This is a genomic window from Microcella sp., assembly GCF_046293215.1.
Classification (GTDB): domain Bacteria; phylum Actinomycetota; class Actinomycetes; order Actinomycetales; family Microbacteriaceae; genus Microcella.
This window is the reverse complement of sequence record NZ_JBKBPI010000010.1, coordinates 79,553-104,193: the sequence shown is the minus strand read 5'-3', so window position 1 is coordinate 104,193 and position 24,641 is coordinate 79,553. Positions and strand designations below refer to the sequence as shown.

General features: G+C 69.2%; 23 protein-coding genes. 18 read left to right on the top strand and 5 right to left on the bottom strand.

Going from position 1 to position 24,641, the window contains the following annotated elements:
* Positions 1–3 precede the first annotated feature (3 nt).
* Entirely contained in the window at positions 4–1,248 is a 1,245-nt protein-coding gene (locus ACK4SC_RS10025; RefSeq protein ID WP_409617569.1) for an MFS transporter, read from the bottom strand.
* A 19-nt stretch (positions 1,249–1,267) separates the two neighbouring features.
* Here ACK4SC_RS10025 and ACK4SC_RS10020 point away from each other — a divergent pair, with 19 nt between their 5' ends.
* Positions 1,268–2,356 carry a LacI family DNA-binding transcriptional regulator gene (locus ACK4SC_RS10020; RefSeq protein WP_409617567.1) on the top strand — a complete coding sequence of 363 codons (1,089 nt, stop codon included), beginning with the start codon at positions 1,268–1,270 and terminating at the stop codon, positions 2,354–2,356.
* Here ACK4SC_RS10020 and ACK4SC_RS10015 read toward each other — a convergent pair.
* Complete coding sequence (locus ACK4SC_RS10015) at positions 2,353–3,678, bottom strand: MATE family efflux transporter (protein WP_409617565.1); 1,326 nt, start codon at positions 3,676–3,678, stop codon at positions 2,353–2,355. The two genes, ACK4SC_RS10020 and ACK4SC_RS10015, sit on opposite strands and share 4 nt — an antisense overlap.
* 60 nt (positions 3,679–3,738) lie before the next feature.
* Between ACK4SC_RS10015 and ACK4SC_RS10010 the strand changes: the two genes are divergently transcribed.
* The 4 genes from ACK4SC_RS10010 (at position 3,739) to ACK4SC_RS09995 (ending at position 9,477) form a co-directional block, all read left to right on the top strand.
* Entirely contained in the window at positions 3,739–5,700 is a 1,962-nt protein-coding gene (locus tag ACK4SC_RS10010; protein ID WP_409617564.1) for a M13 family metallopeptidase, read from the top strand.
* The gene (locus tag ACK4SC_RS10005; RefSeq protein ID WP_409617562.1) at positions 5,694–6,605 is read left to right on the top strand and encodes a serine hydrolase; all 912 of its coding nucleotides are present in this window, start codon (positions 5,694–5,696) and stop codon (positions 6,603–6,605) included. The genes ACK4SC_RS10010 and ACK4SC_RS10005 overlap by 7 nt, the downstream gene beginning before the upstream one ends.
* 426 nt (positions 6,606–7,031) lie before the next feature.
* Entirely contained in the window at positions 7,032–8,933 is a 1,902-nt protein-coding gene (locus ACK4SC_RS10000) for a hypothetical protein (RefSeq protein WP_409617560.1), read from the top strand.
* A gap of 136 nt (positions 8,934–9,069) precedes the next feature.
* A complete protein-coding gene (locus tag ACK4SC_RS09995) occupies positions 9,070–9,477 on the top strand; it encodes a pilus assembly protein CpaE (protein WP_409617558.1) in 408 nt (135 codons plus the stop codon).
* Here the strand turns inward: ACK4SC_RS09995 and ACK4SC_RS09990 are convergent.
* Entirely contained in the window at positions 9,418–10,692 is a 1,275-nt protein-coding gene (locus ACK4SC_RS09990; protein WP_409617556.1) for a glutamyl-tRNA reductase, read from the bottom strand. The two genes, ACK4SC_RS09995 and ACK4SC_RS09990, sit on opposite strands and share 60 nt — an antisense overlap.
* 131 nt (positions 10,693–10,823) lie before the next feature.
* Between ACK4SC_RS09990 and hemE the strand changes: the two genes are divergently transcribed.
* From hemE to ACK4SC_RS09935, 11 genes are all read left to right on the top strand, one after another.
* Complete coding sequence (gene hemE / locus ACK4SC_RS09985; protein WP_409617554.1) at positions 10,824–11,894, top strand: uroporphyrinogen decarboxylase; 1,071 nt, start codon at positions 10,824–10,826, stop codon at positions 11,892–11,894.
* Between the two features lie 5 nt (positions 11,895–11,899).
* Positions 11,900–13,144: a protoporphyrinogen/coproporphyrinogen oxidase gene (locus ACK4SC_RS09980; RefSeq protein ID WP_409617552.1), complete on the top strand. Its 1,245-nt coding sequence runs from the start codon at positions 11,900–11,902 to the stop codon at positions 13,142–13,144.
* Complete coding sequence (gene hemQ, locus ACK4SC_RS09975; protein ID WP_409617550.1) at positions 13,141–13,809, top strand: hydrogen peroxide-dependent heme synthase; 669 nt, start codon at positions 13,141–13,143, stop codon at positions 13,807–13,809. The genes ACK4SC_RS09980 and hemQ overlap by 4 nt, the downstream gene beginning before the upstream one ends.
* Positions 13,806–15,092, top strand: a complete 1,287-nt coding sequence (locus ACK4SC_RS09970) for a ferrochelatase (RefSeq protein WP_409617548.1) — start codon at positions 13,806–13,808, stop codon at positions 15,090–15,092. Before hemQ ends, ACK4SC_RS09970 begins: the two co-directional genes overlap by 4 nt.
* On the top strand, positions 15,089–16,072 hold the full coding sequence (hemC, locus tag ACK4SC_RS09965) for a hydroxymethylbilane synthase (protein WP_409617546.1): 984 nt from the start codon (positions 15,089–15,091) through the stop codon (positions 16,070–16,072). The genes ACK4SC_RS09970 and hemC overlap by 4 nt, the downstream gene beginning before the upstream one ends.
* Positions 16,069–17,067: a porphobilinogen synthase gene (gene hemB / locus ACK4SC_RS09960; protein ID WP_409617544.1), complete on the top strand. Its 999-nt coding sequence runs from the start codon at positions 16,069–16,071 to the stop codon at positions 17,065–17,067. Before hemC ends, hemB begins: the two co-directional genes overlap by 4 nt.
* Positions 17,064–18,425: a glutamate-1-semialdehyde 2,1-aminomutase gene (locus ACK4SC_RS09955; protein WP_409617542.1), complete on the top strand. Its 1,362-nt coding sequence runs from the start codon at positions 17,064–17,066 to the stop codon at positions 18,423–18,425. Before hemB ends, ACK4SC_RS09955 begins: the two co-directional genes overlap by 4 nt.
* A 108-nt stretch (positions 18,426–18,533) precedes the next feature.
* Positions 18,534–18,905, top strand: coding sequence for a YtxH domain-containing protein (locus tag ACK4SC_RS09950; protein WP_409617540.1), 372 nt, complete (start codon positions 18,534–18,536; stop codon positions 18,903–18,905).
* 15 nt (positions 18,906–18,920) lie between these two features.
* Entirely contained in the window at positions 18,921–19,352 is a 432-nt protein-coding gene (locus tag ACK4SC_RS09945; RefSeq protein ID WP_409617538.1) for a phage holin family protein, read from the top strand.
* Complete coding sequence (locus tag ACK4SC_RS09940; protein WP_096420172.1) at positions 19,349–19,573, top strand: hypothetical protein; 225 nt, start codon at positions 19,349–19,351, stop codon at positions 19,571–19,573. Before ACK4SC_RS09945 ends, ACK4SC_RS09940 begins: the two co-directional genes overlap by 4 nt.
* A gap of 61 nt (positions 19,574–19,634) precedes the next feature.
* Positions 19,635–20,465, top strand: a complete 831-nt coding sequence (locus ACK4SC_RS09935; RefSeq protein WP_409617536.1) for a uroporphyrinogen-III synthase — start codon at positions 19,635–19,637, stop codon at positions 20,463–20,465.
* Positions 20,466–20,493: 28 nt separating this feature from the next.
* On the opposite strand, the gene putP is transcribed toward ACK4SC_RS09935, so the two are convergent.
* The gene (putP, locus tag ACK4SC_RS09930; protein ID WP_409617534.1) at positions 20,494–22,002 is read right to left on the bottom strand and encodes a sodium/proline symporter PutP; all 1,509 of its coding nucleotides are present in this window, start codon (positions 22,000–22,002) and stop codon (positions 20,494–20,496) included.
* Positions 22,003–22,119: 117 nt separating this feature from the next.
* Positions 22,120–23,145: a 6-phosphofructokinase gene (locus ACK4SC_RS09925; protein ID WP_409617532.1), complete on the bottom strand. Its 1,026-nt coding sequence runs from the start codon at positions 23,143–23,145 to the stop codon at positions 22,120–22,122.
* A 179-nt stretch (positions 23,146–23,324) separates the two neighbouring features.
* On the opposite strand from ACK4SC_RS09925, the gene ACK4SC_RS09920 reads away from it, so the two are divergent.
* Both ACK4SC_RS09920 and ACK4SC_RS09915 read left to right on the top strand, forming a co-directional pair.
* Positions 23,325–23,615 carry a DUF4190 domain-containing protein gene (locus ACK4SC_RS09920; RefSeq protein WP_409617530.1) on the top strand — a complete coding sequence of 97 codons (291 nt, stop codon included), beginning with the start codon at positions 23,325–23,327 and terminating at the stop codon, positions 23,613–23,615.
* Positions 23,616–23,639: 24 nt separating this feature from the next.
* Entirely contained in the window at positions 23,640–24,638 is a 999-nt protein-coding gene (locus ACK4SC_RS09915; RefSeq protein WP_409617528.1) for a DNA-3-methyladenine glycosylase family protein, read from the top strand.
* The last annotated feature ends 3 nt before the right edge of the window (positions 24,639–24,641 follow it).

Here is a 24,641-nt window from a genome sequence, read left to right as displayed (position 1 = left end):
AGCCTACGCCGCGGGTGCCCCCTGCGGGGTGCGGGTGTTGACGCCGCGCTCGCGCGTTGCCGGCGAGGACACGGCCGTCAGTGTCACGAGCGCGAGCACGACCCACAGTGCGTTGATGAGGCCGACGCGTTCACCCAGGAACCCGATGAGGGGCGGGCCGACGAGGAAGGCGAAGTAGCCGACCGTCGCGACGGCGGCAACGCGAGCAGCCGCCTTGTCGGGATCGTCCGCCGCCGCCGACATGCCAACCGGGAAGCCCAGCGATGCGCCGAGGCCCCACACGAAGATGGCGACGCCAGCGATGACCGGCTGGTCGACGAGGATCAGCACGCTGAGCCCGATGATCGCGAAGATGGCCGAGCCGAGCAGCACCGGCACCCGGCCGAAGCGGTTCAGGAGGGGAACACCGACGATGCGGCCCGTGGTCATCGCCACGGCGAAGACCCCGAAGTAGAAGGCGCCGGTCGCCTCGTCGACGCCGCGGTCGTCGACCATGGCGAGCGCGAGCCAGTCGTTGGCGGTTCCCTCCGCAAAGGCCATGCCGAGCACGACGAGCCCAATGATCAGTGTGCGCGGCTCTTTCCAGATGGCCATGCGCTCGCCGAAGGTCGACCGCTCGGGCCCAGGGCCGTCGTCGTCCAGGCCCGGCAGAATGCGGTGGCGGGGTATCGCGCGGATGGTGACGAGGATCCCGACTCCCAGGAGGAGCGCGATGCCGACCGTGTGAACGTCGAGTCCGATGCCGAGCACCGCGACGCCCGCGGCGATGCCGGCGCCCACGATCGTGCCTCCGCTCCACGCGGCGTGGAACCACGGCATGATCGCTGAGCCCTGCGCCTGCTCGACACCGGCGCCCTCGACGTTCATGGCGACGTCGGTGATGCCCATGGCGGCGCCGTAGATGGCCATCGCGATGAGCACCGTGACGTACGAGCCGAACTGCGCCGACCCGACGCCGACGACGGCGATCATGACGAGGGTCGTGAGGATGCCGCCGAGAATCGCCGAACGCGTTCCGATACGCGCGATCAGGTGACTCGACCCGAGCAGGCCGATGATCGACCCGGCAGCGAGCCCAAAGATCAGCATGCCGAACTGTTCCAGGTTCACGTCGAGCGCATCGCGAATCGCGGGCGTGCGCGCCACCCAGGTGGCCATCGTCGCGCCGTTGATGGCGAAGACGGCGAAGACGGCGAGGCGCCACGCGGCCAGGCTCGGCCGCGTATCGAATCGATTCGATGTGCTCATTCGGCTACGCTACCAATCCATGACAGGCCCGGCAAACGGCGAGGCGACGCCCCCGGCGGCGGCCGGTCGCACGACCCTCGCCGATGTCGCTAGGCGCGCCGGGGTAAGCCCGTCGACAGCGTCGCTCGCGTTCTCTGGCGCAGGGCCCGTCTCTGACGACACGCGTGAGCGCGTTCTCGCCGCCGCGCGTGAGCTCGACTACGGCGGCCCCGACCCGCGTGCCCGCAGCCTGCGCACCGGGCGCAGCGGCATCATCGCCGTCGTGATGGAGGAGCGCATCCGCGACGGCTTCACCGACCCCATGGCGATCGCCATGCTCGACGGCATCGCCGACGAGATCGGCGCAGCGGGGTACAGCATGCTGCTGCTCACCGACAGCCCCGACCGCGAGGCGGGGGGACTGCGCGACGCTCCGATGGACGCGGCGATTCTGTTCGGCTGCTCGACCGACCTCGATCCCGCCGTCGCGGTGCTCGGCCAGCGGCACGTGCCGCTGGTCGGCGTCGAAACGACGCCGCGCGACGGCATGCGCTTGGTCAATAGCAACGACCGCGAGATGGTCGAGCAGAGCGCACGCCTGCTCAGCGAGTTGGGGCATGAGCGGGTGGGCATCATCACGCTCCCGCTCGACCGCGCGCGCACGCGGGGGCCGTTGACGAGCGATCGCTTGGTCTCCTCTGACGCCTACACCGGCCTCGAGCGGCTGGCGGGTGCTCGCGCCGTCTTCCCCGACGCACCGGCGATCGTCGCCTCCGGCTCGCTGATCGACGAGGGGATGCTCGCAGCCGCTTCTCTGCTCGATGCGCACCCCGAGATCACGGCCATCATGGCGCAGAGCGACCTGCTTGCCCTCGGCGCGATCCAGGCGGCGGAGGAGCGCGGTAGGCAGGTTCCCGATGACCTCAGCGTCGTCGGCTTTGACGGCGCGCGCGTCGACGGCCTGACGACCCGAACGCTCACCACCGTCGTTCAGCCCATCGCCGAGAAGGGCCGCGCGGCCGCTCGCCTGGTCCTGGGCGCCCTCGCCGAGGAGGGCGCGCTGGGCGACCGGGTATTCACGAGCATCCTGCGCGTGGGCGACACAACCGGCCCCGCTCCGCGCCGCTAGCCGGAGCCGGTCACAATCCAGCGCTCGCCCCGCGCACGCCAGCCGAGGGTGGCCGCGCGCGCCGCGAGGTAGCCGATCATGAACGACAGAAACAGGCCGGCGAGACCCGCACCGAGCATTCCGATGGCGAGTCCCAGAACCGCCAGATAGGCGAGCAGGTTCAGGATGCCCGTCACGGCCAGGTAGCGCCCGTCACCCGCCCCGATGAGCACCCCGTCGAGCACGAAGACCAGTCCGGCCAGGGGCAGGCCGACCGCGAGCGTCACGACGGCGAGCGGAACCAGCGCGCGCACGGCGGGGTCGCCGGTCATGGCCAGCGCCAGCAGGGGCGTGGCGGCAAGGAGGGGAACCATGAGGGCGGCTCCGACCGCGACGCCCCAGCCCACCAGTCGGCGCGTGATGGCGTGCACCCGCGGCACATCGCTCGCGCCCAAGCCGTGACCAATCAGCGCTTGACCGGCGATCGCCAGGGCGTCGAGCGCGAGGGCGAGCAGGCTGTACAGCGCGAACCAGATCTGCGTGGCGGCGAGCTCCTCCGTGCCGAGGCCTGCGGCCACCACGACCGTCGCCACGAGCGCGACGCGCAGGCTGACCGTGCGCACGAACAGCCACGAGCCGGCTCGCGCGGCCGCGCGAATCCCCGTCATGCCGGGTCGCAGCCCAGCGCCGTTCGCGGCCGCCGTGCGCACGACGATCACGACGAGAACCGCGGCCATGCCCCACTGCGCGATGACCGTGCCGAGCGCCGATCCCGCGATGCCGAGGCTGACACCGTAGATGAGGACGGCGTTGAGGGCGATGTTGGCGGCGAAGCCAGCGGCCGCGACCACCAACGGCGTTCGGGCATCCTGCAGCCCTCGCAGCACGCCCGTGGCGGCGAGCACGAGCAGCATGCCGGGGATCCCCCACCACGCGATCTCCAGGTAATCGAGCGCGGCAGCCGCGACCGTCGGCTCGACGCCGAAGAGCTCGACGATCAACGGTGAGGCTGGCAGCATCGCGGCCAGCAGCACGAGGCCGAGCGCGAGTGCCAACCACACGCCGTCGATGCCGGCCGACAGCGCGCCGCGGCGGTCTCCCGCCCCGAGCCGTCGCGCGACGATCGGGGTGGTGGCGTACGCCAGAAAAATGAGCAGCCCGATCACGGTCTGCAACACGGTGCTGGCGACGGCAAGACCCGCGAGCGATTCGGCACCCAGGTGCCCGACCATCGCCGTGTCGGTGAGCACGAACACTGGCTCGGCGATGAGCGCACCGAGCGACGGAACCGCGAGCCGCAGAATGTCACGGTCGAGCGGCGAGGGTCGGGGCAGTGCGCGCACGCACCAACGCTACGGGGATTCCTAGCTCCGGCAGGGCACCAGAAGTTAGGCTCGGTGTTCGTGACTGCAGACCTCGCAAGCGGCATCCTTCGTGACGAACTCGACCCGAGCATCCGCCCGCAAGACGATCTGTATCGGCACGTCAACGGTCGCTGGCTCGGCCGCACGGAAATCCCGGCCGACAAGGCGCGCTACGGGTCGTTCATGGTGCTCGCCGAGGAGGCGGAGAAGGCCGTTCGCAGCATCATCGAAGAGGCGCAGAGCGCCGAGCCCGGCACGGAGGAACGCAAGGTCGGCGATCTCTACGCCTCCTTCATGGACGAGGAGCGCATCGAGGCCCTCGGCGCCGAGCCCCTCGCGCCGCTGCTCGCGCAGATCGACGCCATCGCCGATCGGGATGCACTGATCACCACGATCGGACGGCTGCAGCGTGAGGGCGTCAGTGGCCCGTTCCAGCTGTTCGTCGACAACGACCCCGGAAACCCCGAGCGCTATCTCGTCTTCGTCGAACAGGGCGGACTCGGCATGCCGGACGAGTCGTACTACCGTGACGATGCCCACGCGGACACGCGCGTGGCGTATCGCGCTCACGTCGAGGCCATGCTCGCCCTTGCCGGACTCGACAACGCGGGCGATCGCGCGGAGCGAATCATCGCGCTCGAGACCGCACTGGCCAGCCACCACTGGTCGACCGTGAAGAACCGCGATGCGCAGGCCACCTACAACCTGCGCGGCTGGGACGACTGGTGTTCCCTCGCCGGCGACGTCGATCTCACGCTGTGGCGTGACGGCTACGGGATCCCCGAGCGGGCGCTCGCCGAGGTTGTGCTGCGCCAGCCCGACGTCACCGAGGGCCTCGTCGCCGTGCTGCACGACACCCCGCTGGACGACTGGCGTGATTGGCTGCGCTGGCACACCATCCGCTCGATGGCCCCCTACCTCTCTGGCGCGTTCGTGCGGCAAAACTTCGACTTCTACGGCCGAACACTGACCGGCGCTCCCGAGTTGCGCGCCCGCTGGAAGCGCGGCGTCTCGTTTGTCGAGGCCGCCATGGGCGAGGCGGTCGGCAAGGTCTACGTCGACCGGCACTACCCGCCGGAGGCGAAAGAGCAGATGGACGAGCTCATCGCGATGCTCATCGCCGCCTACCGCCAGTCAATCGAGACCCTCGAGTGGATGACCCCCGCGACCCGCGAGCGCGCCCTCGACAAGCTTGCGACGTTCACCCCGAAGATCGGATTTCCGGCCCGCTGGCGCGACTACTCGGCGCTCACCGTCGACCCCACCGATCTGCTGGCGAACGTGCGGGCCGCCGGCGAGTTTGAGTTCCAGCGCGAGCTCGCGAAGATCGGCGCGCCGATCGACCGTGACGAATGGTTCATGACCCCGCAGACGGTCAACGCCTACTACAACCCGGGGTTCAACGAGATCGTGTTCCCCGCGGCGATCCTGCAATTTCCCTTCTTCGACCCGAATCGGGATGCAGCGGCCAACTACGGTGCGATCGGCGCGGTCATCGGGCACGAAATCGGGCACGGCTTCGACGACCAGGGGTCGCGCTACGACGGTGACGGCGCCCTGCGCGACTGGTGGACGGCCGAGGACCGGGCCGCGTTCGAGGAGCGCACCGGCTCCCTCATCGCGCAGTACGACGCGCTCGAGCCGACCGAGACGCCGGGTCACCACGTCAATGGCGCGCTCACGATCGGCGAGAACATCGGCGACCTCGGCGGCCTCGGCATCGCGTGGAAGGCGTATCTGCTGTCGCTGAGCGGCGAGGAGCCCCCCGTCATCGACGGCCTCACCGGCGCGCAGCGCTTCTTCCTGTCGTGGGCGCAGGCCTGGCAGCTCGCGATCCGCCCCGAGGAGGCGTTGCGCCTGCTGTCGATCGACCCGCACTCGCCGAACGAGTTCCGCTGCAACCAGATCGTGCGCAACATCGACGCCTTCTATGACGCCTTCGCCGTCACGTCCGATGACGAGCTGTGGCTCGCGCCCGAGGAGCGAGTCACCATTTGGTAGATGACGCGCCGCTGACACGACGACGGGATGCGCGCCGCGCCTCCCCGACGTCGGCGCGCCATGTCGCCGAGCACCGCGACCCGTCTTTCCGACCGTCATTCCGCGCCCTGGGCGCCCTCGCCTATGAGGGCGCGCGGGTGTCGGTCGCTGTTCTCGAGCTGGACACGGGGCGACCACTGTTCGCGGTCGACGAGCGCATTGTGCTGCCGACAGCATCCGTGGGAAAGATTCTGTTGCTCGTCGAGGTGAGCGCGCGACTCAGCGAGCGGCGCCTGTCCGATTTCGCGATCATTGACCGCGCGCCGCAGGATGCGGCCGCGGACAGCGGCATCTGGCAGCACCTCCAGGCGCCCGCGATGCCGATCGCCGACCTGGCTGCCCTCGTCGGAGCTACGAGCGACAACCTCGCGACGAACGTGCTCTTGCGGCAGATCGGCCTGGACGCGGTTCGCTCCCGCACCGAACAGCTCGGACTCGTGCGCACGGCCCTGCTCGACGTGGTGCGCGACACCCGCGGCCCCGATCACGCGCCGCAGCTGTCGGTGGGCTCAGCCGCCGAATTGGCGTGGCTGTTCCACGCCCTGATGCACGGGCAGATCGTCGACCGGCAGACGAGCGACCGCGTGCTCAACTGGCTCTCGCTGAACACCGACCTCTCGATGGTGGCGAGCGCCTTCGGGCACGATCCGCTCGCGCACCGCGGCGTCGAACACAACACGTGGATGCTCAACAAGACTGGCTCGGATGACGGTGTTCGCTCGGAGGCGGGCGTGTTGCGCGGGCCGCGAGGGGGACTGACGTACGCTCTGTCCGTGCAGTTCGAGGATCGCGACCTCGCGTCCCGACTGCGGGTATTGGATGCGATGCGCACGTTCGGGCTTGACCTGTTGGAGTGGGTGCACTGACGGGGACCCACTCGTAAAGTCGGGGAATCCTCCACACGCCCCAATGCGGGGCTAGACTAGACAGTCTACGTTGTCGCGCGATTCTCAGCGTCGCTAGAGTGAGCGCGTCCCGAATTCGGCTCACCCGACGTTTGCCGAAGGTCGAGACACGCGCTACCCGAATCGCAGCACCCACTGCGAGAACGCGGTTCCCCGACCGCGCCGCACCAACCCATACCCGAATGCCGCGCGCCCTTGTGGTGCGCTGTGCTCCCAACCCCCAGGAGCTGATCCATCATGTTGCGCAGACGCATCCTCGCGGCCGCCACAGCAACCGTCCTTGCGCTCGGTATGAGCGTCGGCGGTGCCGGTGCGGCCCTCGCTACGGTCCCGTCCTCTAGCGTCAACCCTGCGGTCACTGTCGAAGAGTGCGTGCCGCAAGACGCAGTGCCCGAGATTCCCGAACGTTCTCGTATGGAGTACCAGAGGTATTCCTGGGTTGGCGGTCCCATTACGGAGGCGCCCACGATCGTCCCTCCGAGTAGCGCGCATTGGCAGGCCAACACCACTAACAAGGACAGTGGCGCGCATAGGGATGACCCTGTCGGCGTTCCGTTCCAACGTGACAACCCCGGTCAGGGTAATGCTGACTGGTTCTTCTGGACGGCAACGAAGGTGATCGAGCAGCCTTACGTGCCTGGGGTGGATGAGGTTGTCTGTCCGGACCCGATCTTCGAAGTTGGCATGTACATCTACAAGAAGCTCAACCCGGAACTCCCGGCAGCCTGGGAGAACTCGGATGTGCAGAGCTTCGTAAAGTCGAAGACCGGATCCGATTGGTTCGGTCCCGCCGACTTCCCGAGCGCCTCGATTCCCGATGACGTGTGCGTCGGCGGCTACGGTTTGCAGCAAGACAAGGTGAGCCACTTCGGTGACTTCACGTGGCCCAGCACCCTCAAGTACCCTGACGACAGGATCGGCCCGGCCCTTTACGACTGGAAACATGACGACCTCGTCACCTTCCTCGACATCGACTGCAACCTGACCACCGAGCCGCTGGCGAGCGCGGGCTTCACCTGGACTCCGGCAGAATGTGACACCGCGCAGACGGTCAGTATTGACGACAGCTTGCTCATCAATGCGACGGCTTCCGAGCCCGACGTTTTCGGGAACACGGTTACCTTCACGATCACCTCCGAGGCGGGATCGGTCTTCGGTGAAGACGCGGCTGATGCCCCGACTTTCAGTCCGGCAGACGGGGCGCCGTCGTTTACGTGGAGCTTGAACAGCCCCGAGAACACCGTGATGACTGTCGTCGTAGAGATTCTCCCCGCCGACGCGGAACTTTGTGAAGAAGAGGTGCAGCCGCTTCCGGCTTCGGCGGCGCTCGCCTTCATCGATCCCACTTGTGACTCGCCGCAGAGCCTCGCGGCCCCGACATCGTTTGAGACCGTCGGCGTGTTCAGCACCGACGTGACTGTCAACGGACTCTCCTACGAGGTTGTCTTCACTGCCGAGCCTGGCTACATCTTCCCTGCGGGCGAGGGCGTTGACGAGACCGGCTTGACGCTGACCTTGGATGGTGAGCTCGACCCCGCGTTGACGGGTGAAGAGTGTGAGGAAGAGGTAGAGCCGCTGCCGGCGTCGGCGGCGCTCGCCTTCATCGATCCCACTTGTGACTCGGCACAGAGCCTCGCAGACCCGACATCGTTCGAGACCGTCGGCGTGTTCAGCACCGACGTGACTGTCAACGGACTCTCCTACGAGGTTGTCTTCACTGCCGAGCTCGGCTACATCTTCCCCGCGGGCGAGGGCGTTGACGAAAACGGCTTCACGCTGACCTTGGATGGTGAGCTCGACCCCGCGTTGACGGGTGAAGAGTGTGACTTCGACTTCCCGACGCTGGGAACCGCGAGCGTTGCCTTTACCTACACGGCACCGACGTGTGACCTGCCCCAGACTGTCGAGGTCAACGTGGCCGACAGCGCGAACGCCAGCCTGCAGAGCACCGACACTTCCGTTCCCGGACAGGTGACGTTCTTCTTCATTGCTGATGAAGAATCGGTGTTCAACGAGTCGGAGCCGCCGGTATTCACTGGGCCGGGCTCGGAGCCGACCGTCTCGTTGGTCGATATCAGCGATGACTTCAGCGAGCTGACCGTCGTTGTTCAGGTGTTGCCGGCCAACGAGGAGGCGTGCGACGAGGAGGCGCCGCCCGTGTTGACGGACCTGCCGACTCTTGCCCTCACTGGCGCGAGCGGCATGCTCGGAACGCTCGGCATCGTGGCTCTGCTCATCACTCTGACGGGCATCGGCGTCGTCGCCACCCGCCGTCGCGTGGAGGTGTAATACCCAGCACCCCACGCCGCGCGGTCGGGGGTCAGGAGCTGACCCGAATACAGCACCCGCCCCCGACCCGCACCCCTTAGCGAACCGGATGCTTCCGCACAGGAGGCATCCGGTTCGTGCTGTCACCGTGACAAACATGATCAGCACTGCCCTCGCCCGAGAACTGCGAGAAGCCGGTCTCGCATGGCACCCCGCATCCGGCGACCGATTCCAAATCGACCGGCCCGAACTCGACGGTGACATCTTCACGGTGAGCGACCTCACCATCGAACCCCACCACTACCCAACAGGCACGGTGCTCGGCTTCAACGGCACCACCGAGTGGGCGCTCGACTCCGTAGCCGTCGAGGACGCACTCTGGCTACCCCGCGAGGATCAGCTCCGCGACCTTCTGCGGGGCGCCTTCCGACGTCTCGACCGCACGGAGGATGCGTACGTCGTCACCGCGGTCATCGACGGAAGCGAACGACGCTACGAGAGCGTGTCAGCTCCCGAGGCCTACGGCCTCGCCGTGCTCGCCCTGCTCGACCGCGTGCGGGTATGACGGCATGGCGCGCTGCACCTCGATGCCGAACAGCGTCTCCACGGCGCTGCTGACCGCATCAGCCTCGCCCCGGGCCGCGTGAGCGCGCGCACGCGTCGATGGGGTGTGGAGCAAGACGCCGGCGAGGTGGCGAAGCGCTTCCTCGGTGCGGCCGTCGTCACCTCGGCGGCGTGCACGCTCGATCTCGTCGTCGACGAGTGACAGCACATGCTCGCGCAAGGCAACGATCGCGGGTGTGACCTGGGCGTGCGAGGCGAAGTCGTGCGCTGCCGAGTCGACAACAGCGCGGGCATCCTCCTCGGCGCTCCAGTGCACGAGCGGCGCGTGCATGCGCAGTGTCTCCAAGTCGAGTAGCGTCACACCGTAAAGCTCGCCGACCGCGGGGTCGATGTTGCGCGGCAACCCCAGATCGACGGCGAAGAATCGAGCGTCCTCGGGTACATCCGCCGCGGCAATCGACAGGCGAGTCGTGCACGTGATGACGACGTCGGCCCACACGAGCGACGGCGCCAGGTCGTTCGTGGGCTCCGTCTCGCTGCGGGCGGCGAAAACCTGGGCGCGCCCCGTCGGCGAGTACACGCGGATGCGGTCGGCACCGCGCTCACGCAGCGCGGCGACGGTGGTCGCGGCGTACTGGCCCGTTCCGACGAGCAAAACGTTGACGCCCTCCCATGAGCGCAGCCGGCTACCGACGAGGTCGAGTGCGAGACGGACGAGGGATCGACCCGTGCGGCTGGCGTCACCCTCGGCGCGGGCCGCCCGCGCCGTGCGAATCGCGTGCTGGAAGGCTCGGTCGAGAGCGGGCGAACTGGCGCCGCTCTCACGAGCAACGGAGGCCGCGCGCTTGACCTGACCCGCGATTTCCTCCTCTCCAACGGCAACGGACTCAAGCCCGGCCGACACGGAGAAGAGATGGTGGATCGCTCGAGCGTCGTTGAGCAACTCTGCGGTGGTCAGGGCTTCTGACGTGCCGACGCCCGCGACGCTGTCGAGGGCGTCGGCCACGGCCCGGGACGCGATCTCGCGCGCGAGTGGATCGGGAGCATCGATGTCGAGGTAAACCTCGACCCGGTTGCACGTGGAGATGCCGACAGCGCCCCGCACGGCGGCGTGGGCGGCGGCGACCTGGGCCGTCAAGGCCTCGGCGTCAACAGACAGCCGCTCGAGCAGGTCGAACGGCGTGTTGCGATGGTTCGCGGTGACGCAGAGAAGCACGACCGCAATGGTACGCCCACCTGGATGAGTGACCGTTCAGGTGCGGCAGTCGAAAATCACTCAGTGACCGGGGCTTTCTCTCTCATGCACTCGTCAGACTCGTGCGACACTGGGGGCCTATCCTGAGCCTCGTGCCTCTGACACCGACACACCCCCTCGTCGACGGCCGTACGAGCGCCGCGCCCCTGGTGCGGGCCTACCGCGGGCAGCGCCCCGAGCGTACGCCTGTCTGGTTCATGCGGCAGGCGGGCCGGTCGCTCCCCGAGTATCGCGCGTTGCGTGCGGGCGGCGACATGCTCGAGGCATGCCTCACGCCGACGATGGCGAGCGAGATCACCCTGCAGCCGGTGCGACGGCACAGTGTCGACGCCGCCATCTTTTTCAGCGACATCGTCGTGCCCGTCCTGTTGGCTGGGGTCGACGTGCGCATCGTTGCCGGGCGAGGCCCCGTTCTCGACAGTCCCGTGCGTACCGCATCCGACGTGCTGAAGCTCCGGCCCCTCGACCCGGCGGCCCTCGACCCGGTGCGCGAGGCGGTTGCGCTCACCGTCGCCGAGTTGGGGCACACACCGCTGATCGGTTTCGCCGGTGCGCCCTTCACCCTTGCCGCGTACCTTGTCGAGGGCGGTCCGTCGAAGGACCAGATCCGCGCCCGCACGCTGATGCGCTCAGACCCGCAGACCTGGGCCAGTCTGCTCAACTGGTGCGCCGACATCACCGGTCAGTTCTTGCGTGCTCAAATCGAGGCCGGCGCGAGCGCCGCGCAGCTGTTCGACTCGTGGGTGGGTTCTCTGTCGCGCGACGACTACCGGCGGCGGGTTGCCCCGCACTCGAAGCGTGCGCTCGACCACCTTCGAGGGCTGGACGTGCCCATGGTGCACTTCGGGCTCGGTACCGACCGCATCCTGCCCGACATCGCTGCGCTCGGGGTTGACACGGTCGGCATCGACTGGCGCCTACCGCTCGACGACGCCGCAGCAATCCTCGGCGATGATTTCAGCGTGCAGGGCAACATCGACCCTGCACTGCTGGGCGCACCGTGGCCCGCGCTGCGTGCCCACATCGATGACGTTCTCTTGCGCGGTCGCGCTGCCCGCGCCCACGTGGTCAACCTCGGCCACGGCGTTCCCCCCGAGACTGACCCCGACGTCCTCACGCGCATCGTGCAGTACGTGCACGGCGAATTCAGCGACGACGACTGAGTCGTATGGAGCGCGACATCGTGGTGGGGGCCGGCATTGCCGGCCTCCTCGTCGCGCTTCGACTCGCCGAGGCGGGTCGCGCCGTGCGCCTCGTCGAGGCGCGCACCGGACTCGGCGGCCAGGTGACGGGTCACACGGTTGCCGGCATCGAACTCGACGCCGGCGCCGAGGCCTTCGCAACGCGGGGAACCGACATCCCCGATCTTCTGTCGGATCTTGGCCTGAGCGATCGCGTCGCGAATCCCGCGCCCCTTTCTGCCTGGATGCACGGGGTCGACGGGCGCAGTCGCCCGCTTCCCGCCGCCAGCATCTTCGGAATTCCGAGTGTTCCGCTGGCGCGCGATGTCGCGGCGGTGCTCGGCTGGCGCGGTGCGGCACGCGCGGCGCTGGAGCCCCTCATTCCCGCCTCACGCGGCGCCGCCGCGTCCACCGTGGGCGAGCTGGTGCGTACGCGCATGGGCACGGCCGTGGTGGATCGCCTCGTTGCACCGGTCGTCGAGGGCGTGCACTCCGAGCATCCCGATCGCGTTCCCCTGAGCGCGCTCGGGCGCGTTCCCGAGCACATGGCGCAGGGCGATTCGCTGACACGCGCCGTGCGCCGCGTGCGCGACAACGCCCCCGCTGGCAGTCTCGTCGCGTCGCTCACGGGAGGCATGCGAACGCTCACCGACGCTCTGGCCGCACGGCTCGAGGCTGTGGGCGTCGACATCGTCACCGAGACGCGGGCCACGGAGCTGACACCTGACTCGGTCATGCTCGCCGGGGCGGGTTCGACATCGCGCACCGATCGCGGCCGCCTGATCCTCGCCGCGCCGGGCCTCACCGGCTCGGCGTCCACCGTCACCCCGACCCACCTCGTCACCCTCGTTGTCGACGCACCATCGCTCGCCGAGAACCCCCGCGGCACCGGCCTGCTCGTCGCGCGCGGGGGGCGTGTGCGCGCCCGCGCCCTCACCCACGCCACCGCGAAGTGGCCGTGGCTGCGCGAGAAGGCCGAGGGGCTTGAGGTGCTGCGCCTCAGCTACGCCGAACCCGCCGATGACGCCACGGCCCTCGCCGACGCGAGCGCGCTGCTCGGCACGGCGATCGACGACCGGCGGCTCGTCGACAGCCGGGCCGTGTCGTGGACGCGCGCCGGGCGCGCGGAACCGCACCCGAGCATCCCGACGGTCGGCGAGCAGGTCGCTGGAACTGGACTCGCCGCCGTCATTTCTCACGCCGAACGCATCGCGAAGGAGCTCACCGAATGACCGACACCGTCGCCTACACCCTGTACGCCGTGCTGCGCCGCGACCCGCATCGCGAGGCGAGCGGCGCGGGCGTCGCTGAGGCACTCGCCGCCGTCGCCGAGACCGACGTCGTCGTGCGCGGCCTGTACGACGTGAGCGGCCTGCGCGCCGACGCCGACATCATGGTCTGGATGCACGGGGATAGCCCCGAAGCGATCCAGGCCGCAATGCGCACCCTCCGTCGCGCTCCGCTGCTGTCGACGCTGCTGCCGACCTGGAACGCCATGGGCGTGCACGTGCAGGCGGAGTTCAGCCGCAGCCACGCGCCCGCATTCATGCTCGGCAAGGACCCGCTCGAGTGGCTGTGCGTCTACCCCTTCGTGCGGTCGTACGAGTGGTACCTGCTGCCCGACGACGAGCGCCGCGAGATGCTCGCCGAGCATGGGCGCAAGGGCAGCGCCTTCACGGGCGTGCTCGCCAACACCGTCGCGGCGTTCGCGCTCAACGACTACGAGTGGTTGCTCGGGTTGGAGAGCGACAATCTGTTGGACCTCGTCGACATGATGCGCGACCTGCGGTACACGGAGGCGCGCCGCCACGTGCGCGAGGAGGTTCCGTTCTTCACCGGCAAGCGCTTCGGCGCCGGCGCCGACATCGATGCGCAGATCCTGGAGGTAGTGCGATGACACAGCGCACATCAAACATCGCCAACAACGGCCTCGGCCCCGACGGCAAGGCCGTCGTCGTCGATCTCAACGAGGGCCGCTACGAGGGCGAGCAGTTCGCCCGCGCTGCCACCGACACGGCACAGAAGTACGCGCTGCCGGGTCGCGTCGAGGAGCCGGTCGCGTACGACGCCGTCATCCTCGCCGGCTTCGGTGGCCCCGAGGGCCAGGACGACGTGATCCCGTTCCTGCGCAACGTCACCCGCGGCCGCGGCATCCCCGACGAGCGCCTCGAGGAGGTCGCGCACCACTACCGCCACTTCGGCGGTGTGAGCCCGATCAACGAGCAGAACCGCCAGCTGCAGGCCGCCCTGCAGGCCGAGGCCGACCGCCGCGGCCTCGGTATTCCGATCTACTGGGGCAACCGCAACTGGGACCCGTACCTGCCCGAGGCCCTGCAGAAGGCCTACGACGACGGCCACCGCACGATTCTGGGCCTCGCGACAAGCGCCTACTCGAGCTTCTCGAGCTGCCGCCAGTACCGCGAAGACTTCGCGAAGGCTCTCGACGCGACGGGCCTCTGGGGTGAGGTGCGCATCGACAAGGTGGGCCAGTTCTTCGACGCCCCCGGCTTCGTGCAGCCGTTCGTCGCCGGCGTTGTGGATGCGCTGCGCACGCTGATCGCGGAGGGCGCCGACCTGACGACGACGCGTGTCTTGTTCGCGACCCACAGCATCCCGACCACTGACGCGGAGCGCAGCGGACCGCGCGATGTGGACTGGGGCGAGGGCGGTGCCTACGCCGCCCAGCACCTCGCCGTCAGCGAGGTGATCATGACGAAGGCGCTCGCCGAACTGCGCGCCGAGGACGAGCACGCGAACCTGCCCGACGTCGAGTGGCAGCTCGTCTACCAGAGCCGGTCGGGCCCCCCGAGCCAGCCGTGGCTCGAACCCGACATCAACGACGCCATTGCCGACCACGCCGCCGCCGGCGCGACCGCGATTGTCATGGTGCCCGTCGGCTTCGTGAGCGACCACATGGAGGTCATGTGGGACCTCGACACGGAGGCGATGGAGACCTGTGAGGAGCACAACCTCCGGGCCATTCGCGTTCCGACCCCGGGCGTTGACCCCGTGTACGTGAGCGGGCTCGTCGACCTGATCGAAGAGCGCCTGAACGGCACCCCCGCGAGCGAGCGCGTGCGCGAGACCTCCCTCGGGCCCTGGTACGACGTGTGCCGGCCGGGCTGCTGCGAGAACGTGCGCGCGGGTTTCAAGCCGGCGATCTCGGGCCTGCAGCCGTGAGTGGTGCCGAGTCCGCCCCGATCCGGCTCGGCACTCGCGGAAGCGCCCTCGCGCTGGCGCAGTCGCAGCGCGTTGCCGACTCGATCGCGGCCCGCACGGGCCAGCCGGTCGAGCTCGTGCCGATCACGACCCACGGCGACACGTCGACGGCGTCGCTCGCGAGCATGGGCGGCGTCGGTGTGTTCGTCGCCGCGGTGCGCGAGGCCCTGCTCGCGGGCGACTGCGACGTCGTCGTGCACTCGCTGAAAGACCTGCCGACCACCCCGCACGACGGACTCGTCATCGCGGCCATGCCGAAACGGGCGGATGCGCGTGACGCGCTGGTCTCGCGGGACGCGGTCACGCTCGATCAGCTCCCCGACGGCGCGAAGGTTGGCACGGGCTCGCCCAGGCGGCGCGCCCAGCTGCGCCGGCGCCGTCCGGAGCTCGAGATCGTCGACCTGCGGGGCAACGTCGACACCCGCATCGGGCGAGTGCTGGGCGACGCAGTGTCCGCCAAGACAGGCGCGGTGATCGATGCTGACCTCGATGCCGTGGTGCTCGCGGCCGCGGGCCTCGAGCGCATCGGCCGGGAGGACGTGATCACCGAACACCTGGGAATCGACGGTTGGCCGACGGCTCCTGGCCAGGGCGCGCTCGCCGTCGAGACCCGTGCGGATGCGCGCGGCCCGCTGCGTTCGGCGCTGAAGAGCATGGATCACACGGCCACCCGCGTCGCGGTCGACGCCGAGCGCGCGGTGCTGCGCCTGCTCGAGGCCGGCTGCTCGGCCCCGCTCGGCGCGCACGCCTTCATCGACGGCGGCATGCTCTTCCTCTCGGCGCGGGTCTACTCACCCGAGACGGGCGAGCGGGTCTCGAGCGCACACGCCCTCTACCTCGAAGACACGAAAACCCCGGCGGAGGACGCCGCCCAGCGCGTCGTCGACGACCTGCTGAAGCAGGGCGCCGCCGACCTCGCACCGCTGGGAGGAACCCCGTGACGAACGATTCCCGCGACCTCGCCCCGCGCATCCGCCCCCGACGCCTCCGGCAGTCGGCCGCCATGCGCCGCCTCGTCAGCGAGACCGAGCTGCGCCCGCGGCACCTCGTGCTGCCGCTGTTCGTGCGCGATGGGCTAGACGCCCCGCAGCCGATCGGCTCCATGCCCGGGGTCGAGCAGCACTCGCTCGACAGCCTGCGCCGCATCGCGGTCGAGGCGGCCGAGGCGGGGCTCGGTGGCGTGATGCTCTTCGGCGTGCCCGCGACGCGCGACGCGGTCGGCTCGGGCGCGACCGACCCCGACGGCATCCTCAACGTCGCCACGCGCGCGATCGCGGCCGAGGTGGGCGACGCGCTGGTTGTGCAGACCGATCTCTGCCTCGACGAGTTCACCGACCACGGCCACTGCGGCGTTCTGGATGAACGGGGCCGCGTCGACAACGACGCCTCGCTCGAGCGCTACACCGCCATGGCGATCGCCCAGGCGGAGGCCGGCTCGCAGCTGCTCGGCTTGAGCGGCATGATGGACGGCCAGACCGCCGCCGTGCGCACCGCGCTCGACGACGCTGGATTCACCGACGTTGCTCTGTTGGCCTACTCGGCGAAGTACGCCTCGGCGTTCTACGGGCCGTTCCGCGACGCCGTCGACTCGCAACTCACGGGCGACCGCCGCACCTACCAACTCGACCCGGCGAACGGGCGCGAGGGCGTGCGCGAGGCGCTCATTGACCTCGACGAGGGCGCCGACGTCGTCATGGTGAAACCCGCGCTCGCCTACCTCGACGTGCTGCGCCAGGTTGCCGACCTCTCGACCGTGCCCGTGTGGGCGTACATGGTGTCGGGTGAGTACGCGATGATCGCCGCCGCGGCGCAGAACGGGTGGCTCGATGGCGACCGCGCACAGCTCGAGGCGCTCCTCTCGATTCGCCGCGCCGGGGCGGACGCCGTGCTGTCGTACGCCGCGCTCGACCTGGCCCAGAAGGGACTTCTGTCATGACCCGCTTCATCTCGGGCCGCACCCCGACCACTAACGCCGAAGCGTTCGAGCGGGCGCTCGCTGTCACACCGGGCGGGGTGAACTCGCCCGTCCGTGCGTTCCGCTCGGTGGGGGGAACGCCGGTCTTCCTGGCGAGCGGGCACGGGCCGTATGTCGTCGACGTCGAGGGCACCGAGTACGTCGACCTTGTCGGGCAGTGGGGGCCGGCGCTGCTCGGCCACGCGCATCCCGATGTCATCGCGGCCGCCCGCGCGGCCGTCGATAAGGGGCTCGGATTCGGCGCCGCCTCGACCGGCGAGGTCGAGCTCGCCGAACTCGTGCTCGACCGCCTGACGCTCACCGGCCCCGATGGCGCCGAGCGACGCGGCATCGAGAAGCTGCGCCTCGTCTCGACCGGCACCGAGGCGACCATGACGGCGATCCGCCTCGCACGCGGCGCGACCGGGCGGCCGCTGCTCGTGAAGTTCGCCGGGCACTACCACGGGCACTCCGACTCGCTCTTGTCGGAGGCGGGCTCGGGCATCGCGACGCTGGGCATTCCGGGCTCGGCGGGCATCACCCCCGAGACCGCCGCACAGACGATCGTGATTCCCTACAACGACGAGGACGCGCTCGCCGAGGTTTTCGCGGCCCATGGCGACCGCATCGCGGCCGTCATCACCGAAGCGGCGGCCGCCAACATGGGCGTCGTGCCGCCGAAGCCGGGCTTCAACCGGCTACTCGCCGACACCGCGCACGCGCACGGCGCTCTGCTCATTGTCGACGAGGTCATGACCGGGTTCCGGTCGACCGCTGCTGGCTGGTGGGGGCTCGAAGAGCGCGAGGGCGTGCCGTACGAGGCTGACCTCATGACCTTCGGCAAGATCATCGGCGGCGGGCTGCCGCTCGCTGGCCTGGGCGGCCGCGCCGAGATTCTCGACCTGCTCGCCCCGCTCGGCCCCGTGTACCAGGCGGGAACCCTCAGCGGGAACCCCGTGGCCGTCGCGACCGGCGCCGCCATGCTGCGCGGCGCCGGCCCCGAGGTGTACGAGCATTTGCCCCGCGTGGCACACGAGATCGCCGACGGTCTGTCGGAGGCGCTGAGTGCCGAGGGCGTCGCCCACACGGTCGCGTGGGCCGGCTCACAGTTCTCGATCTTCTTCCGCGACAGCGCCCCGCAGAATTACGCCGAGGCGCAGGCACAAGACGTATTCCGCTTCGGGCCGTACTTTCACGCGATGCTCGAGCACGGCGTCTCGCTGCCGCCGAGCGTCTATGAGGCGTGGTTTGTGTCGGCCGCGCACGACGACGCGGCGGTCGAGCGGGTTCTTGCGGCAGCGGTGCCGGCGGCGAAAGCCGCAGCGGCGGCGCGGCCGTAGCGTCTGGGAATAGCCTCCACGAACCCCGCGCGCCACACGAGCCCCCGACTACGCTGGGGCAGGTGTTTTCGGCCGACCGATCCGGCCGAGGAAGAGACGGAGGACACCATGCGCGGCAAGATCCTGTTCGCCACTGGCCTCGCTGTTGGGTACGTGCTCGGCACGCGCGCGGGTCGCGAACGCTACGAGCAGATCAAGAAGGCGGCCGACCGATTCTGGGGTGACCCCCGCGTGCAGCGGCAGGTCGACAAGGTCGACGGCTATGTGCGCGACAAGGCTCCCGAGGTCGCCGAATTCGTCGCCGATGGGGCGAAAAAAGTTGTCACGACGGTCATGAACAAGTCGGAGTCATCATCGTCCGGGCGCTCCACGAGCACCTCATCGGGATCGAGCACGAAGAGCTCATCCTCATCGCGCAAGACGCCCGCCAAGCGTTCGACGACGTCGAAGAGCTCGGGTTCACGCTCGAGCTCGTCGTAGTCCGGGGGTTTCGACATGACTGACCCGTTGTCGACTCCGCCCGTGCCCCCCCGTGCAGCCCGGCGCTCGATCGGCGCCCTGCTGGCCGACATTCCCCGCATTGTGACCGAGCTCATCCAGGCCGAGATTGCGTCGCTCAAGGCCGAGGTTTCGAGCAAGCTGAAGTCGGCAGGCATCGGCGCAGGGCTGCTGGTTGGCGCCGGCGTCTTCGCCTTCTTCGCCGCCCTCGTGCTGCTGGCCGCCGCCGTATTGGGGCTCGCGACCGTCCTTCCCGCCTGGGCGGCAGCGCTCATCGTGGGGGGTGCCATTCTGCTGCTGGCCGGCATTCTCGCCGGTATCGGCATTGCCCAGCTGAAGCGAGGGCTGCCGCCGACACCGACCGAGACGATCGAGAGCATCGCCGAAGACATTCGTGTCGTGCGCGGAGAGTCGAAGGGAACATCGTGAGCGACAACCCCGCCCGCCGGGCCGACGAACTGCGCGCCGAACTCGAGGCGACTCTGAACGAGATCGATAACCGACTGAACCCGCGCGTCAAGGGAGCCGAGTTCGGCCGCCGCGTGCGCTCCGGCTACGAGCGCAACCCCGTGCCGTACCTGATCGGGGCTGCGCTGGCGACCGCGGTCGTCGTCGGCCTGGTCGCGTGGGCCATTGCCGGCGACGACTAGGCCCTCAGCATGCGACCCGCCGATTTGGGTTCCCAGCGAGAGCGGTTCATCATGGTAGGCGATGTCTTCACTTCGCGACGGGACCACCATCGAGCGCACGCCGACCGCTGCGCTGCCCGTCATTAAGCCGCTACTCGGCTGGCGCGTGCTCGTACCGCGCGGCGGCAAGTGGGGCGACGGCATCGCGGCCCAGCTGCGATCGTTCGGCGCGCAGCCGGTCATCGCCCCGCTCATCAACTTCGCGCGACCCGAAGAGCCAGAGCTGCTGACGGCGGCGCTGGGCCGCCTGCGAGAGGGTCACTACGACTGGCTGCTCGCCACGAGCGCCACCACGGTCGACGTCTTGGTCGGCCACGGTGTGCGGCCGCCCGACACGACCCGCATCGCGGCGGTCGGCGAAACGACCGCGCAGGCACTCCAACTCGCCGGCTACCGGGTCGACTTCGTGCCGAGTGATCATTCGGCCCGCGGCCTCCTTCGCGAGTGGCCGGGCGGGGCCGGGCTGCGCGCCCTCCTGCCCCAGTCCGAGATTGCGGATCAGTCACTGCTTCAGGGTTTGCTGGAGCGCGGCGTCGACGCCGAGTTCGTTGCCGCATACCGGACGGTGGGGGTCAACGCGCCCGCTGAAGTAATCGCCGATGTCGCCGGTCGACGCATCCGCGCGATCCTCGTCAGCTCGGGCAGCGTGGCCCGCCAGATCGCCGCACAGTTCAGCCCGCTGCCGAGCGAGGCTGTCGTCGTCTGCATCGGCCCGCGCACCGCGTTCGACGCCCGCGCGGCCGGTCTCACGGTTCACCGCATCGCGGAAGAGCGCTCGAGCTCATCTCTCGTGCGCGCCCTGGCGGAATACGCTATGGACCCGGACGACGCGCATCCGCCCGTCATTACCTGACGGGCGGACGCGCTCAGCGGCCGACGCGCTACCGCGCGGCGGGGCCGACCGTGCGGACCGGCGCGGTCATCGCGACGGTGTCGTCGAATTCCTCCTCGACCTCCGCGTTCGACCGGAAGGTTGCGAGGCTGACGGCGACCGCGACGATCATGTTCGCGACGAAGCCCGGGATGATCTCGTACAGGGCGAAGCCGGCGGCATCCCAGATGAAAACGGTGGCCGCGCCGACGATCATGCCGGCGAGGGCGCCCCAGTTGGTGAGCTTGCGCCAGAACAGTGACAAGAGCACGATCGGCCCGAACGCGGCGCCGAAGCCCGCCCACGCGAAACCGACCAGCTCAAGGATCGTGCCGCCCGGATTCAGTGCGATGAGCACGCCGACGGCCGCGACCACGAGAACGCACACGCGGCCCATGGCGACGAGGAACCCGGGCGTGGGCTCCTTCTTGGCGACCACCTTGTAGAGGTCTTCGACGAGAACGGACGAGCAGACGACGAGTTGGCTCGAGACCGTGCTCATAATGGCGGCGAGTACCGCGGCGAGCACGAGGCCGGCGACGAGCGGGTGCAGCAGCGTCTGCGCGAGCAACAGCATGACGGTCTCGGGGTCACCGAGCTCGATGCCCCGGCTCGAGAAGAATGCGAGCCCGGCGAGGCCGCCCGCGACGGCGCCGAGCAGCGACACGATCATCCAGGTCATCCCGATGCGGCGGGCGGGCTTCACGGCCGGCACGTCTTTCAGGGCCATGAAGCGCACGATGATGTGCGGCTGACCGAAGTACCCGAGGCCCCAGGCGAGCGCCGAGATGACGCTCACGACCGTCGCTCCCGTCAGCGCCGACCCGGCGAGCAACGACAGGTGGTCGGGGGCGACGCGGTTGAGCTCGTCGACGGTCGGACCAAGTCCGCCGATCGCCACCACGGCCATCACCGGCAGCAGGATGAGGGCGATCAGCATGATCACGCCCTGCACGACGTCGGTCAGCGAGGCGCCGAGGAACCCGCCGAACAGCGTGTAAGCGAGGGTGACGCCGGCGACGAGCAGCATGCCCGTCAGATAGGTCGAGCCAAACGACTGCTCGAAGAAGACGCCACCGGCCACCATCATCGACGCCACGTAGAAGGTGAAGAAGACGAGGATGACAACACCCGAGGCGATCCGCAGTACGCGCGACTGGTCTCGCAGGCGGTTCTCGAAGAAGCTGGGGACGGTGATCGAGTTACGCGAGCGCTGCGTGTAGGCCCGCAGGCGCGGCGCGACAAACTTCCAGTTCAGATAGGCGCCGATCGTGAGCCCGATCGCGATCCAGCCCTCGATCAAACCGAAGGCGAAGATCGCTCCCGGCAGTCCGAGCATGATCCACCCGGACATGTCGGATGCCCCCGCACTGAGGGCGGCGACGCCGGGCGGAAGCTTCCTCCCGGCGAGCAGATAATCCTCGTGGGAATCCGTCTTTTTGTAGGCGTAGAAGCCGATGCCAAGCATCGCCGCGAAATAGATGACGATCGCGCCGATCTGAAAGATCTCGTCGGACATGTCGTTTCTCCTCAGTCGTTTGTGCGCGCACACGATTGCGGGCACAAACGACAACCCTAACAAGGGCTGTGAACGACACGCGAATGAGGCTCGTTTTGCTCGGTGTCGGCGGCGGGATTACCCGAAGAGCAGGGCGGCCTCGTCGTAGCGTTCCTGCGGCACGGTCTTGAGCGAGCCAAGGGCGGCCTCGAACGGGACGAACACGATGTCGGTGCCGCGCAGGGCGACCATCTGGCCCCAGCGGTGGCCGTTGACGGCGCGCACCGCGGCCATGCCGAGGCGGGTGGCGAGTACCCGGTCGTACGCACTCGGGGTACCACCGCGCTGGATGTGGCCGAGCGTCGTCGCGCGCGTCTCGATGCCGGTGCGAGCCTCGATCAGCGGAGCGAGGCGCTCGCCGATGCCGCCGAGGCGCGGCCGGCCGAACGCATCGAGGCCGCGGTCGTTGTGGGGCTCGTCGTCGCCCTCCAGGGTGAATCCCTCAGCGACGACCACCAGCGGTGCGCGCCCGCGGTCGTAGGCGCTCTGCACCCACTCGCAGAGCTGCTCCATGCTGGTGCGCTGCTCGGGGATCAGGATCGCGTGCGCCCCCGCGGCCATGCCCGAGTGCAGGGCGATCCACCCGACGTGCCGCCCCATGACCTCGGCGACCATGCATCGGTTGTGCGCGTCACCGGTGGTGCGCAGCCGGTCCATCGCCTCGGTGGCGATACCGACGGCGGTGTCGAAGCCGAACGTGTAGTCGGTCGCATCCAGGTCGTTGTCGACCGTCTTCGGAACGCCCACGATGCGCACGCCCGCGTCCGTCAGGCGCTTGGCGGCGGCCAGCGTGCCTTCCCCGCCGATCGCGATGAGGGCATCCAGGCCGTTGTCGTTCATGACCTCGTTGATGCGGTCGACGCCCCCGCGCCCCTCGAACGGGTTGGTGCGGCTGGTGCCGAGGATCGTGCCACCCTGCTTCGAGATGCCCTTCACCTCGTGTCGGCCGAGGGTCATCGTGTCGTTTTCGACCAGACCCTTCCAGCCGTCACGGAAGCCCACGTACTCGTGCTCGTGCACGGTCGTGCCGGTGAGAACGGCCCCGCGGATAACCGCGTTCAGCCCCGGGGCGTCGCCGCCGGAGGTCAGCATTCCGATACGCATACAGCTATCTAAGCGGGTGCGGGTAACCGATGCGAAAACGGCGGATGCACCCCGCGCCTCGTTCGCCACCGAACGGAATCCCCATGCTCACCTACTACCCCTCACGACAACTCCTCAGTAGGGTTGCGATCGAACACCGCCCCGGTAGTTGACCACCCCCACACCCGTCAGGAGTCCCCATGACCGACGCTCCCCCTCCCGCTTACTCGCAGCCCGCGCAGCCGGCCGTCAACCCCGGCCAGACGCTGGGCATCATTGCGCTGATCTGCGCCTTCTTCTTCCAGCTGCTCGGCCTGATTCTTGGCATCATCGCGCTCAACCAGTCGAAGAAGGTCGGCATGAAGAACGGCCTTGCTGTCGCCGCGATCTGGATCAGCGTGGTGCTGATGGTGCTCGGCCTGCTCGTCGTCATTCTGTCGATCGCTCTGTTCGGCTCGCTCGCGGCGATCACCGAGTACAGCACCTTCTAGCAGCAGCGTGCCATCGTGGCGGTCGTGACGACCGCACCCGTCGGCGACCGCGCCGAGCTCATTGACCCCTCGGGGCCACTCGAGCTCGGCGCGGTGCTGTTTCCCCTGCGTCGCGGCACGGGTGACCCGACGCAGCTGTGGGAGGGCGAGCGCGGTGGCTCCGGCCCGGTCTGGCGCGGACAGCTCACGCCGGATGGCCCCGCCACCATTCGGATGCACGCCATCGGCCCCCGCGCCGCAGACGGCATCGACGTGCGCGCCTGGGGGCCGGGCGCCGACTGGTCGATCGCGCACGCGCGCGAACTGCTGGGCCTCGACGACGTGGGGTGGCCCGCATTCGATGCGCTGCTCGTTGAGCGCGCCGCGGCCGGTGACGCGGCAGCCTCGGCCCTGCAGCGACTGCGTCGCCGCCGCCCGGGGCTGCGCCTGCTGCGCACGGGCATCGTGATCGAGGCGGCGGTGGCGGCCGTGCTGGAGCAGAAGGTGACGGGTGTGGAGGCGAGGCGAGGGTGGCGCACGCTGATCCGGGCGCATGGCGCGGTCGCGCCCGGTCCTGCGCCAGCCGGCATGCGCATCCTGCCGACGGCGGAGGCCTGGCGGCGCATCCCCGATCATGAGTGGCATCGCGCGGGGGTGACTCCCGCCCGGCGGGACACGATCCGCCGCGTCGCCGCGGTCGCCCCAGCGCTGCAGCGCACGGCCACCATCGGCAGGGGCGCCGGTGCCGACGCTCGGCTCGTCGCCGGGTTGCGGTCGATTCCGGGCGTGGGTGCGTGGACGGTCGCCGAGATTGTTCAGCGCTCACACGGTGACCCCGACACGGTGAGCGTGGGCGACTACCACCTGGCTCACGGCGTGACGCACTGGTTTACGGGCGAGCGGGGCGACGACGCCGCGATGATGCGGCTGCTTGAGCCGTACCGCGGTCACCGACAGCGGGTTGTGCGATACATCGAAACGAGCGGCGTCGAGACGCCACGCTTCGGTGCCCGACTCACCATCGAAGACCACCGTGAACGCTGAGAG